At 74.1% G+C, this 12,280-nt stretch carries 10 protein-coding genes; 5 read left to right on the top strand and 5 right to left on the bottom strand.

Features of this window, described 5'->3' with window-relative positions:
• Positions 1–6 precede the first annotated feature (6 nt).
• The 3 genes from P2F65_RS04555 to P2F65_RS04545 all read right to left on the bottom strand — a co-directional run bounded on the left by P2F65_RS04555 (position 7) and on the right by P2F65_RS04545 (position 1,442).
• The gene (locus tag P2F65_RS04555) at positions 7–276 is read right to left on the bottom strand and encodes a GlsB/YeaQ/YmgE family stress response membrane protein (RefSeq protein ID WP_275804597.1); all 270 of its coding nucleotides are present in this window, start codon (positions 274–276) and stop codon (positions 7–9) included.
• A gap of 204 nt (positions 277–480) precedes the next feature.
• Positions 481–705 (bottom strand): DUF3107 domain-containing protein, encoded by a 225-nt coding sequence (locus P2F65_RS04550; RefSeq protein WP_275804595.1) that lies wholly within the window; start codon positions 703–705, stop codon positions 481–483.
• A 65-nt stretch (positions 706–770) separates the two neighbouring features.
• A complete protein-coding gene (locus P2F65_RS04545; RefSeq protein ID WP_275804593.1) occupies positions 771–1,442 on the bottom strand; it encodes a TetR/AcrR family transcriptional regulator in 672 nt (223 codons plus the stop codon).
• 49 nt (positions 1,443–1,491) lie between these two features.
• Between P2F65_RS04545 and moeB the strand changes: the two genes are divergently transcribed.
• Genes moeB through P2F65_RS04525 form a run of 4 tightly spaced genes read left to right on the top strand, consistent with a single transcriptional unit; the run spans position 1,492 to position 9,718 of the window.
• Positions 1,492–2,709: a molybdopterin-synthase adenylyltransferase MoeB gene (gene moeB, locus P2F65_RS04540; protein WP_275804591.1), complete on the top strand. Its 1,218-nt coding sequence runs from the start codon at positions 1,492–1,494 to the stop codon at positions 2,707–2,709.
• A gap of 13 nt (positions 2,710–2,722) precedes the next feature.
• A complete protein-coding gene (locus P2F65_RS04535; RefSeq protein ID WP_275804589.1) occupies positions 2,723–3,067 on the top strand; it encodes an MGMT family protein in 345 nt (114 codons plus the stop codon).
• A gap of 58 nt (positions 3,068–3,125) precedes the next feature.
• Entirely contained in the window at positions 3,126–6,275 is a 3,150-nt protein-coding gene (locus P2F65_RS04530; RefSeq protein ID WP_275804587.1) for an ATP-dependent DNA helicase, read from the top strand.
• The gene (locus tag P2F65_RS04525) at positions 6,272–9,718 is read left to right on the top strand and encodes an ATP-dependent DNA helicase (protein ID WP_275804585.1); all 3,447 of its coding nucleotides are present in this window, start codon (positions 6,272–6,274) and stop codon (positions 9,716–9,718) included. The genes P2F65_RS04530 and P2F65_RS04525 overlap by 4 nt, the downstream gene beginning before the upstream one ends.
• Before the next feature lie 6 nt (positions 9,719–9,724).
• On the opposite strand, the gene P2F65_RS04520 is transcribed toward P2F65_RS04525, so the two are convergent.
• Positions 9,725–11,017 (bottom strand): macrolide 2'-phosphotransferase, encoded by a 1,293-nt coding sequence (locus P2F65_RS04520; RefSeq protein ID WP_275804583.1) that lies wholly within the window; start codon positions 11,015–11,017, stop codon positions 9,725–9,727.
• 65 nt (positions 11,018–11,082) lie between these two features.
• On the opposite strand from P2F65_RS04520, the gene nudC reads away from it, so the two are divergent.
• Positions 11,083–11,976 carry an NAD(+) diphosphatase gene (gene nudC / locus P2F65_RS04515; RefSeq protein WP_275804581.1) on the top strand — a complete coding sequence of 298 codons (894 nt, stop codon included), beginning with the start codon at positions 11,083–11,085 and terminating at the stop codon, positions 11,974–11,976.
• Positions 11,977–11,980: 4 nt separating this feature from the next.
• On the opposite strand, the gene P2F65_RS04510 is transcribed toward nudC, so the two are convergent.
• Complete coding sequence (locus P2F65_RS04510) at positions 11,981–12,238, bottom strand: mycoredoxin (RefSeq protein ID WP_275804579.1); 258 nt, start codon at positions 12,236–12,238, stop codon at positions 11,981–11,983.
• Positions 12,239–12,280 lie beyond the last annotated feature (42 nt).

Below are 12,280 nucleotides of genomic sequence, written 5' to 3'. Positions count from 1 at the left end.
TGGCGCTCAGACGTGGTGGGTGTTCCTGCGACCTGTCACCGCGATGTAGCCGGCGATGAGCGCGGCGGCAACGATGATGCTGATGATCCAGCGGATCCAGTCGATCCCACTGGTGGACTCGACTCCGAGCGCCGCCGCGAGGTACCAGCCGATGAGCACGCCGAGGACGCCGAGGACCACGGTGATGAGTGCGCTGATGTTCTGTCGGCCAGGCATGACGACACGAGCGAGTGCGCCAATGACGATGCCGGCGATGATGACACCGATGATTTCCATGTCAGCTCCTTCTGCGCGGTGTTGCCGCGCTGTCGGGGCCGGTTACCCGGCTCACGACAACTGGACCACGGGTGCCCGGAAAGCGCATTTCGAAGGCGAAGGTCAGGGCGCTGCCGAGGGCGCGTGAAGACGGCAGTGGCCGGCCGTTCCACTCGAGGCTGGAGGTTCCGCGCCGAATGAAAGGACCGGCCACCCGGGATGCGCTCAGAGGGTGCCGAACCCGACCCCGCGGCGCTCGCTCTCCCCGAGGGAGACGTAGCCCAGCGCAGCACCGGGAACGATGAGCTGGCGGCCCTTGTCGTCGGTCAGGGTGAGCAGGGTGCCCTTCTCGATCGCCTCGGCCACGGCCTTGGCGACCTCCTGCGAGCTGGTGTCGGTTTCGAACGTGATCTCGCGCGCGACGTTCTGCACGCCGATCTTGACCTCCACGTCAGTGGCCTTTCTTCGAAGCGGTGGCTCACGGCATACCTGTCGTGCGCCTGTCTGCCCACAGGCTAACCAGCCTGGTGCGGTGTTCCTTCCCCCGACACCTTCGGGAAGTAGCCGAGCCCGCGCCAGGCCAGGGTGCCGACGAGACGGGCGGCCTCGTCCTGGGGGATGGCGGGGCCCTGTGCGAGCCAGTGCCGGGCGCTCACCTGGGCCAGTCCGGTGAGGGCCATGCCGAGCAGGGACGCCTCGGCGTCGGGCAGGTCGGTGTCCTCGGCGATGACCTCGGCCACCGCGTCGGCGCAGACCAGGCCGATGGCGTCGAGCCGGTGGCGCACCGCCGACTCGTTGGTGAGGTCGGACTCGAAGATGAGGCGGAAGGCGGCGCCGTCCCGGGAGACGAAGTCGAAGTAGGCCGCGATGGCCGCGTAGACCCGCTCCTTGTTGTCGGTGGTCGACGCCAGCGCCTCGCGCACCAGCCCCTCGAGGATGTCGGTGTGGCTGTCGAGCAGGGCGAGGTAGAGCTCGAGCTTGCCCGGGAAGTGCTGGTAGAGAACGGGTTTGGACACGCCGGCGCGCTCGGCGATGTCGTCCATGGCGGCGGCGTGGTAGCCGTTCTCGACGAACGCGGCCTGGGCGGCCTCGAGGAGCTGGGCGCGGCGGGCGGAGCGGGGCAGCCGCTGGCCCCGCGACGCGTCGGGTCGCGAGTCTGCGCTGATCGACATGGTGTCCTCTCTCATGCTCTCCTCGGGCGTGTGCCCCATGGTACGGGTGGGTAACCTCGGTCACATGGCCATCCCGCCGCTGGTCGCCCCAGCGCCCGACCTCACCAGCGAGGAGCGGGCCCGCTACGCACGCCACATCCTGCTGCCCGACATCGGGCTGGAGGGCCAGCGGAGGCTGAAGAACGCCCGGGTCCTCGTCGTCGGTGCTGGTGGCCTTGGCTCGCCCGCCCTGCTCTACCTCGCGGCCGCCGGGGTCGGCACGATCGGGGTGGTCGACGACGACGTGGTCGACGCCTCCAACCTCCAGCGCCAGGTCGTCCACGGCACGCCCGACGTCGGCCGGCCCAAGACCGAGTCGGCGGCCGAGGCGGTCGGCCGGGTGAACCCGCTCGTGCGCGTGGTGCGCCACGACCTGCGGCTGGACTCGACCAACGCCCTCGACGTCATCGCGGGCTACGACGTGGTGCTCGACGGCACCGACAACTTCCCGACCCGCTACCTGCTCAACGACGCCTGCGCGCTGCTCGGCAAGCCCCACGTGTGGGGGTCGATCTACCGGTTCGACGGCCAGGTCAGCGTCTGGTTCGCCGGACACGGCCCCTGCTACCGGTGCGTGTTCACCGACCCGCCGCCGCCCGGCTCGGTGCCGTCGTGCGCCACCGGTGGCGTGCTCGGCGTGCTGTGCGCCGCGATCGGGTCGGTGCAGGTCGCCGAGACCATCAAGCTCATTGTCGGACAGGGCGATCCGCTCGTCGGACGCCTGCTCGTGCACGACTCGCTGCGCCAGTCGTGGGACACCCTGCGCGTCGCTCGCAACCCCGACTGCCCCCTGTGCGGCGACCACCCCACCATCACCGAGCTCGACGACTACGAGGCCTTCTGCGGGGTCACAGGCGGTGTGCCGGGTGGCGAGTCCGCGGGTGTGCCGCAGGAGGCGGCCGGCGTATTCGGTGAGGTCTCGGCGCGCGAGCTGGCGCAGATGTTGGGCGCGCGAGAGCGGGGGGAGCGGGCCTTCGAGCTGGTCGACGTCCGCGACGAGGGTGAGCTCGAGGTCGTGTCGGTGCCGGGCGCGCGCGCCATCCACCTCGAGGAGTTCCGCGCGGGAACGGCGCTCGAGAAGCTGCCCGATGGCATACCGGTCGTCGTCATGTGCAAGTCGGGGGTGCGCTCGGCCGAGGCGGCGGGCCTGCTGGCCGGCGCGGGGCGCACCGACGTGCACAACCTCACCGGTGGGGTGCTCGCGTGGGTGCGCGACGTCGACCCGAGCCTGCCGGCGTACTGACGGCGGTCGACGGATGGTGACCACGGCCCGTGACTTCGGCCCGCCGAGCGAGTTCGCCGACGACGTGCTCGACGTCGTCGACCAGATCCCCGAGGGCATGGTGATGACGTACGGCGACATCGCCGAGCTGCTCGGCCGTGGCGGAGCCCGCGGGGTCGGCACGGTCATGGCGCGCTACGGGTCCGACGTGCCGTGGTGGCGGGTGATCCGGGCCGGCGGACACTTCCCGCAGGGCCTCGAGGACGAGGCCCTGGCCCACTACCGCGAGGAGGGCACTCCTCTGGTCAGGGGGCAGGTCGACGGCCGCCGGGTCGACCTGGCCAGGGCACGCTGGGCGGGGCCGCCGCGCAAGGGGTGACCGGCGAAGCCGGGGTGCCGCCACAGGGCTGTCGGGCCCGGGTGATGGAATCTGGGGCGTGCTGACCCTGCGCCGATCTCCGGGCCTGGCCGTGGACGCCCCGCGGCTCGACGCGCAACAGCGGGCTGCCGTCGAGCACCGGGGACCGGTGCTGAGGGTGCTCGGTGGGCCGGGCACGGGCAAGAGCACCGTGGCGGTGGAGGTCGTCGTCCACCGGGTGACGACAGGCGGGGTCGAGCCCGACCAGTGCCTGCTGCTCACCTCCTCGCGGCTGGCCGCGGCGGGGCTGCGTGAGCGCGTCACCGCCCGGCTGGCCCGGACTTCGACCGAGCCCCTGGCCCGCACCCACCAGTCGTTCGGGTTCGGGATCCTGCGCCAGGCCGCCGCTCTGCGCGGCGACCCGGCGCCGCGGCTGCTGAGCGGCCCGGAGCAGGACGTCATCCTCCGCGACCTGCTCGAGGGGCACCGTCGCGGCGACAGCCCCGCGCCCGACTGGCCCGAGCGCGTGCACGAGGCCCTGGCCACGCGCGGGTTCCGCGCCGAGCTGCGCGACCTGCTCATGCGCGCGGTCGAGCACGGACTCGAGGCGTCGGACCTCGCCGCGCTGGGACGCGCGCACGGGCGCGACGAGTGGGTGGCCGCAGCCCAGGTGCTGGCCGAGTACGACGAGGTGACTGCCCTGTCGGCGCCGGGCGCCTACGACCCCGCGTGGATCCTGGGCGCTGCGGCCGACCTGCTCGAGGACGACCCCGACGCCCTCGACCGCATCCGCTCCTCGGTGCGCCTCGTGGTGGTCGACGACGCCCAGGAGATGACCGCCGCGGCGGCCAGGCTGCTGCAGGTCGTGGTCGGCCCGGCCACCGACGTCGTGCTGCTCGGCGACCCCGACAGCGCGGTGCAGACCTTCCGCGGAGCGGACCCCCGCCACCTGGCGTCCGGGTGGACCGCCCTGGGTGAGGGGCCGACGGTCGTGCTGCCCACGGCATACCGGCTGCCTGCCGCGGTGGCCCGGGCGGCAGCGGCGGTCACCCCCAAGATCGGGGCGCTCGGAGGCGGGTTGCAGCGCGAGGCGGCCCCGAAGTCGGCCGGCGGGCGCGTCGACGTGCACCTGCTGCGCGCGGTCTCGCAGGAGGCGACGATGGTGGCGGCCGAGCTGCGCGAGGCGCACCTGCGCGGCGGTATGCCGTGGTCGGACATGGCTGTCATCGTCCGCGGGCAGGGGCGCACCGCGACCCTGCGCCGGGTGCTCATGGCTGCCGGCGTGCCCGTCGCGGGCTCGGCCACCGACCTGCCGGTGCGCGACGAGGTGGCGGTGCGGCCCCTCCTCGCGCTCCTGCGGGTGGTGCTCGACCTCGCGCGGGGGCAGGTGGCGGGCGTGGACCCGCAGGTGGCCGTCGACACCCTGTTGTCGCCGATCGGCGGTGCCGACGCGGTGGCGCTGCGGCGCCTGCGCCGTGCCCTGCGACGCGAGGAGCTCGCCGGGGGTGGCGGCCGCACCAGCGACGAGCTGCTCGCCGAGGCGCTCGTGCACCCCGACCGGCTGGCGACCCTCGGCGCCGAGGCGTTCCCCGCCCGACGGGTGGCCCGCACCATCGCCGCCGGTGTCGAGGCAGCCCGGGTGCGCGACGACGGGGGCGTCGTGCGGTGGGAGACCGGCGTGAGCGCCGAGTCGGTGCTCTGGGCCATGTGGTCGGCCACCGGGCTGGCGAGCGCGTGGCAGGACACCGCCCTCGGGTGGGGCCCGGGCGCCCAGCGCGCCGACCGCGACCTCGACGCCGTGCTGGGGCTGTTCGACGCCGCGGCGAAGTTCGCCGACCGGCTGCCGCAGGCCGGCCCGGAGGAGTTCCTCACCCACGTCCAGAGCCAGGACATCCCCGGCGACACCCTCGTCGCGCGTTCGCCGGTGGGCGAGAGCGTCACGCTGATCACCCCCCAGGCCGCGGCCGGGCGGGAGTGGCGCTTCGTCGTCGTCGCCGGTGTGCAGGAGGGCGTGTGGCCCGACCTGCGGCTGCGCGGCTCCCTCCTCGGCTCGGAGCAGCTCGTCGACGTGGTCACCGGGCGCAGCGGGTCGTTCCGCGGCGCCCAGGCGGCCGTGCGCTACGACGAGACCCGGCTGTTCCTCGTGGCCCTCACGCGGGCCAGGGAGCGCGTGCTGGTGACCGCGGTGCGCAGCGACGACGAGCAGCCGTCGGTCTACCTCGACATCGTCGACCCCCTGCCCGACGAGAGCGACGGCCAGCGGCCGTTCACCGAGGTGCGCCGGGCCATGACCCTGCCGACCCTCGTGGCCCAGCTGCGGCGCGAGCTGGTCGACGACGAGGAGGACAAGCGGGCCGTGGCGGTCGGGGCACTGGCACGGCTGGCGGCCGAGGGCGTCCCCGGCGCCGACCCGTCGGGCTGGTGGGCCCTGCGCGACCTCAGCGACGACCGGCCGTTGCGCGGTGCCGACGAGCCCGTGCGGATCTCGCCCTCGAAGGTCGAGTCGTTCGGCCAGTGCGGGCTGCGCTGGCTGTTCAGCGCCTGTGGGGGCGACGGGCCGTCGGTCGGGGCCGCGAGTATCGGCACCCTCGTCCACGACATCGCCGCCGAGCTCGGTGACGTCGACGCCGCCACGCTGCGGGATGAGGTCGACGCCCGGTGGGGGCGCCTCGGGATGCCGGCCGGTTGGGCCTCGGACCGCAAGCGCACCGAGGCGCACGCGATGGTCGGCTGGCTGGCGCGCTACTTCGAGCGGGCCGAGCGCGAGGGCTGGCAGCGGCTCGGCGCCGAGCTCGAGATGAAGGTCACCCTCGGCCGGGCGGTCGTGAGCGGTCGGGTCGACCGGCTCGAGCGCCTGCCCGACGGCTCGCTGCGCGTCATCGACTACAAGACAGGGTCGTCGAAGCCTCGCGAGGACGACCTGCCCACCCACCCCCAGCTCGGCGCCTACCAGGTGGCCGTCGACGCCGGCGCGTTCGGCGAGCACGGCACCACCTCCGGTGGAGCCGCGCTCCTCCAGATCGGCAAGGGCGCCAACAGGCGCGACATCACCCTGCAGGAGCAGCGGCCGCTGCACACGCACGACGACCCCGACTGGGCGCAGCGGCTCATCGCCGAGACCGCCGACGGCATGGCCGGCGCGACGTTCACCGCCACGGTCGGCACGTGGTGCGAGCAGTGCGCCGTGAGGTCCAGCTGCCCTGCCCAGCCCGAGGGGAAGACGCTGTGACGACCTCGACCGACCTCGCCGGCACCTCGCCCTCGGGGGTCGCCACGCTGGCCTACACCGCCGACGACATCGCCTCCGCGCTCGAGATGCACCGTCCGACCGACGAGCAGCGCGCCGTCATCGAGGCGCCCCTCGCGCCCCTGCTCGTCGTGGCCGGCGCCGGGTCGGGCAAGACCGAGACCATGGCGTCGCGCGTCGTCTGGCTGGTGGCCAACGGGCTCGTCGACCCCGACCAGGTGCTGGGCCTGACCTTCACCCGCAAGGCAGCCACCGAGCTCGCCGAGCGCATCACCCAGCGCCTGCGCCGCCTCCAGCGCGCCGGTCTGTGGACCCCCGAGGACGAGGAGGACGCCGAGACCCTCGGCGGCACGCCCACCGTCTCGACCTACCACTCGTATGCCGGTCGGCTGGTGCGTGAGCACGCGCTGCGGCTGGGCTACGAGTCGGAGTCCCGGCTGCTGTCCGAAGCGGCGGCCTGGCAGTACGCCGCCGAGGTGGTCGCCTCCTACGACGGGCCCATGGACGCCGTGACCAAGGCCGAGAGCACCATCACCGCAGCCGTCGTCGACCTCGCGGGCGAGATGGCCGAGCACCTGCTGACCCCGGCCGACGTCGGCGACTACCTCGCCCGGGTCGACGCCGCGCTCGCCGCGCTGCCGAAGGGCTCCAGTCGTGCCAAGGACCTGCCCAAGGAGACCCGGGCCGCGCGCGACGCCCTGCGGGAGCGGGCCGCCGTGCTGCCCATCGTGGAGCGCTACCTGTCGCTCAAGCGCGAGCGCGACGCGATGGACTTCGCCGACCAGATGGCCCTCGCCGCCCGGCTGGCGACCCGGTTCGATGACATCGGCGCCATCGAGCGGCAGCGGTTCAAGGCGGTGCTGCTCGACGAGTTCCAGGACACCTCGGAGGCCCAGCTCGAGCTGCTGCGGGCGCTGTTCGTGGCACCGGGGGAGCCGGTGCCGGTGACCGCGGTCGGCGACCCCAACCAGTCGATCTACGGCTGGCGCGGGGCGAGCGCGACGACCCTCAGCCGCTTCCCTCGCGCCTTCCGCGAGGAGCAGGACGCCCTCCAGCTGCCGCTGTCCACCAGCTGGCGCAACCACCGGGCGATCCTCACCGTGGCCAACCACGTCGCGGCCCCGCTGCGGGAGGCCGCCCGGGTGCACGTCGAGGAGCTGCGGCCCTCGCCCACCGCCGGACCCGGCCGGGTCGGCGTCGCCCGGCTGCTCACGGTCGAGGACGAGGCCGCCCACGTGGCCGAGTGGATCGCCGACCGACGGGCCGCCGGGGCGCAGACCGCGGCGGTGCTGTGCCGCAAGCGGTCGCAGTTCGCCCCGGTGATCGACGCGCTCGAGAGCCGTGACATCCCCTACGAGGTGGTCGGGCTCGGCGGCCTGCTGCTGACCCCCGAGGTCGAGGACATCGTGGCCCTGCTCCACGTCGTGCAGGACCCGACCCGCGGCGACCAGCTCATGCGGCTGCTCACCGGTCCGCTGTGTCGCCTCGGACCGGCCGACCTCGACGGGCTCATGGCGTGGGCACGCCACCAGCAGCGGGTCCGCAGCCGGCTGGCCCCGGCGGACGACACTGCCGACGCGGGCGAGGCTGCCGGCGCGGGCGACCCGACCGCCGAGCCTGCTGGCAACAGCGACGAGGACAGGCCGGTCACCGACCCCTCGGGGGTGCGCGAGCAGTCGCCCGACGCCGTCGACCAGCCGAGCATCGTCGAGGCCATCGACGAGCTCCCCAGGCCGGGATGGCGAAGCCACACCGGGCAGTGGGTCAGCGAGCCGGCGCTGCAGCGCCTGGCCGGGCTCCAGCAGGTCATCCGCCGGCTGCGCTCGCTCACGGCGCTGCCGCTGGCCGACCTCGTGGGGGAGGCGGAGCGGGCGCTGGGCCTCGACATCGAGGTGCTGTCCCGACCCGGTTACAGCCCCGCGGCGGCCCGGGCGCACCTCGACGCCTTCGCCGACGTCGCGGCGGGCTTCACCGCCAGCGCCGACCGGCCCAACCTCGCGGGCTTCCTCAGCTGGCTGGAGGCGGCCCTGAAGGAGGAGCGCGGTCTCGACAAGGGCTACATCGAGGCCTCGCCCGACGCGGTGCAGATCCTCACGGTGCACGCCGCCAAGGGGCTGGAGTGGGACGCTGTCGCCGTTCCCGGCCTGGTCGAGGGGTCCTTCCCGGCGCTCAACTACGCCAAGTCGACCCACGACGGCACCGAGTGGGTCGTGGCCGCCCCCAAGGACCGCGGCTGGTGCGGGGGGCTGTCGGGCGTGCCCTACGACCTGCGCGGCGACCGCGACGGCCTGCCGGTGTGGGAGTGGCGCAGCGCCGAGGACTGGACCGACGTCGAGGCCAAGGCCAACGCGTTCATCCAGGCCGGGGGAGAGCACGGAGTCGTCGAGGAGCGCCGGCTCGCCTACGTCGCCTTGACCCGCGCACGCGGCGAGATGCTGCTGACCGCCCCGGTCTGGGCCGGCCCCGGCACGCCGAGGGTGACCTCGCGCTTCCTCACCGAGGTGGTCGAGACGTCCGGCCTGCCGGTCGAGCGGCAGGTGTGGGTCGAGATGCCCGACCCGGAGAGGCCCGAGACCTGCCAGAACCCCCGGGACGCCGAGGCCCTCGCGGTGCGGTGGCCGGCCAGCCCCGAGCGGGCCGAGGACCTCGTTCGCGCGGCTGCGGCCGTCCGGTCGGCCGTGGAGACCGCCGCCCCCACCCGCAGCGCGCCGCGCGGCCTGGAGGGCCAGGCCCCCCTGCCGATCCCCGGCGAGGAGGTGCCGATCCTCGAGGAGCTCGAGCTGCTGCTGGCCGAACGGGCGCGCCTGACCCAGCGCCGGGAGCAGGTCGTCGCCGTGCCGCGCCACCTCTCGACGTCGGCGCTGGTGGCGCTCGCGCAGGATGCCGACGCCTTCGCCACCTCCCTGCGCAGGCCGATGCCGCAGCCGCCGGCGCTCGCCGCCCGCCGCGGCACCGCCTTCCACGCCTGGGTGGAGCAGCACTACGCCCGGGCGGCCATGGTCGACCTGCTCGAGCTCCCCGGCAGCGCCGACGAGGACCCGGGCGACGACGCGGAGCTCCCCGCCATGAAGGAGCACTTCCTCGCCAGCGAGTGGGCCGGCCGCGCCCCGGTGGAGATCGAGATCGCCGTCGAGACCGTCATCGACGCGATGGCGGTGCGAGGGCGCATCGACGCGGTGTTCCGCCGGCGCGACGGCGGGTTCACCATCGTCGACTGGAAGACCGGTGCCAAGCCGACAGGTGAGGCCGCCCGGACGAGGGCTCTGCAGCTCGCTGCCTACCGCGTGGCATTCGCCCGACTGCGCGGCCTGGACCTCGAGCAGGTGGACGCCGCGTTCTACTACGCCGTCAGCGGCGAGACCGTCTGGCCCGACCTTCCCGACGAGGCGGGCCTGGCCGAGGTGCTCGGCGGCATCCCGAGCTGACCGGCCTCAGGGCCGGGGGTCGTAGCCGGCCTCGAACTGCGGGCCGGGCTCCTCGAACTCGACCTCACGCCGGACCACCGGGCCTGGGACCGGCGCGGCGCTCCGCGTCTCGTCGGAGGCCTCGAGCCCGTCGGAGGCAGGGGTCTCGTCGGCGGCCTCGGACCCCTCGGCGTCGGCGGGGTCGGTGGGGCGGTCGGCTCCCTCCGGTGGCGCGTCCTCGTCGGGGGCGGTCTTGGCGAACATCACCGCGACGTCGTCGTCGACGTCGTCCTCGTGGTCGTCGCCGAGGTCGAAGTGCGGCGGCACGAGCAGCGGACCGGTGCGCGCCGGGCGCACCTCGGCTGCGTGGCGGTAGTCGTCGGCCGGCTCCTCCTCGGCGTGCACGCGGTCGTCGAGCCGCCGCAGGGCCGCCGCGTGGCGGTCGATGAGCCTGCGGTCGTCGGAGGCCACCGCCCCCATGAGGTCGGTGACGACGCGCATCTCGGCGGCAAGGCGGGCCCGCTGCTCCAGGTTCTTGTCGGGCCGCTCGACCCGCGCGTGCGCGTAGGCCTCGAGCACCGTCTCGAAGGCTTCCGGGGAGGCTTGCCACACGAGGGAGGCGAAGTCGTCGGCGGGGTCGGCCACCTTGGCGTCCTCCCAGCCGGTGAACGCCCGGATGCGTCCCGTGGAGACGTCGCCCTCGTCGTCGAACACCGCGAGCACCTGGTCGCCCGTGAGGTCGCCATGGGTCGGGGTCGGGGCGAACCGCCACAGCGAGACGTCCTCGAGGGCGCGCTCCCACCGGCCGAGCAGCGCGGTGGGCACGTGGCCGGTGGCCGCGGCCCGGTCGAGCTCGGCGAGCCGGCGGGTGCGGTAGGTGTCGGGGTCGTAGGCCGGCAGGCCCGCCTCGTCGAAGAGCTGGTGGTCGGCGTTGTGCAGCGCCGCGATGGTGCGGCCGAGCTCAGCGGCCAGGCCGGGGCCGGGCGGCAGCGCCGCGAAGCTGATGTTCTGCCCGGCCAGGTAGGGGTAGACGGCGGCGCGCCCGCCCTCCTTCAGCTGGGCGAACCCCTTCGGGGTGGGGACCGCGAACGGCAGGCGGCGGGCCAGGAGTCCCAGCAGCGCCACCGTGACGTCCATCTGCGCACCTGCTGCCTGGGTGCGTGGCGCCCGCACGACCCACCGCCGGTGCTGGGTGTCCTGCACGAAGGCCACGTCGAAGAGCTGGCCCGGCTCGCTCGGCAGGGCCTCGACGCTCGCCGGGTCGAGGCCCGGCACGGCAGCGCTGGCCAGGGCGGCGAGGTAGAGGGGGCTGCGATCCACGCGCCCACCGTATGCCGGGGACCGGCCCTAGGGTTGGACCTGTGGGCCGACCCCCCGAAACTCTCGTGAATCTGTCCCTCGCCCGGACCGCGCTCGACCGCGCGGCGCACCGCCGCGGCGACCCGCAGCTGGTGGCGGGCCTCCTGGACGACCCGGCGACCCGGGTGCTCGCGGTGGTCGACGGCTCGGCCGAGGTCTGCCAGCAGGACGGCCGGCCGGCGCTTGCACTGCGGGGTCCGCTCCCGACGGACCGCAACGCGCTCGCGGTCTTCCTCGGGCAGGACGGTGACCGCACGGCATACCTCGCAGTGGACGAGACTTCGGCCGACAACGCCGATGCGCGCGACCTGCGCACCCTGCGACAGGTCGGGGTCGACCTCGACGCCCGTGACGCCGGGCTGATGACCACCGCGCTCGGGCTGCTCAACTGGCACCGGACCCACGGGCACTGCCCGCGCTGCGGCACCCCGACCGTGCCGGAGCAGGGCGGCTGGCTGCGCCGCTGCCCGGCCGACGGCAGCGAGCACTACCCGCGCACCGACCCGGCGGTGATCATGTCGGTGGTCGACGACACCGGTCGGCTGCTGCTGGCTCGCGGGCCGCAGTGGGCGGAGCGGCGCTACTCGGTGCTGGCCGGCTTCGTGGAGCCGGGGGAGAGCCTGGAGGCCGCGGTGGCCAGGGAGGTGTTCGAGGAGGTGGGGGTGCGGGTGACCGACGTGCGCTTCCTCGGCAACCAGCCGTGGCCGTTCCCCTCCTCGCTCATGCTGGGGTTCACGGCCCGGGCCCTCGACACCGACCTGACACTGCAGGAGGGCGAGATCGCCGAGGCCCGCTGGGTCACCCGCGAGGAGCTGCTGGCCGAGCTGGCAGGGGGCAGCACGGGCATCCCGCCGCGGCTGTCGATCGCCCGCAGCCTCATCGAGCACTGGCTGGGGCAGGAGGTGCCGGGCCGCCCCTGAGGGCTCAGGACAGGCGCGCCTTGACCTCGTTGATCGAGGGGTTGGTGGCCGCCGAGCCGTCGGGGAAGAGCAGGGTCGGGACGGTCTGGTTGCCGCCGTTGACCTTCATGACGAACTCCGCGCTCTGCGGGTGCTCCTCGATGTTCACCTCGGTGAAGTCGATGCCCTCCCGGTTCATCTGGGACTTGAGCCGGACGCAGTAGCCGCACCACGACGTCGTGAACATGGTGACGGTGCCGGCAGCGGGAGCCTCGATGGTCATGGGCCAACTCTCGTTGAGGGGTCAATTAACAGGGGAGTCAAC

The sequence above is a fragment of the Knoellia sp. p5-6-4 genome, assembly GCF_029222705.1.
Taxonomy (GTDB): Bacteria; Actinomycetota; Actinomycetes; order Actinomycetales; family Dermatophilaceae; genus Pedococcus_A.
Note: the sequence above shows the minus strand (reverse complement) of the source record. Positions and strands in the feature narration are given on the sequence as shown.

Bases quoted from the DNA above. Each gene is read 5' to 3' on its own strand.
- P2F65_RS04535 (WP_275804589.1), top strand. From the start codon at position 2,723: ATGGTGACCACGGCCCGTGACTTCGGCCCGCCGAGCGAGTTCGCCGAC.
- P2F65_RS04545 (WP_275804593.1), bottom strand. From the start codon at position 1,442: ATGAGAGAGGACACCATGTCGATCAGCGCAGACTCGCGACCCGACGCG.
- P2F65_RS04555 (WP_275804597.1), bottom strand. From the start codon at position 276: ATGGAAATCATCGGTGTCATCATCGCCGGCATCGTCATTGGCGCACTC.
- P2F65_RS04510 (WP_275804579.1), bottom strand. From the start codon at position 12,238: ATGACCATCGAGGCTCCCGCTGCCGGCACCGTCACCATGTTCACGACG.
- moeB (WP_275804591.1), top strand. From the start codon at position 1,492: ATGGCCATCCCGCCGCTGGTCGCCCCAGCGCCCGACCTCACCAGCGAG.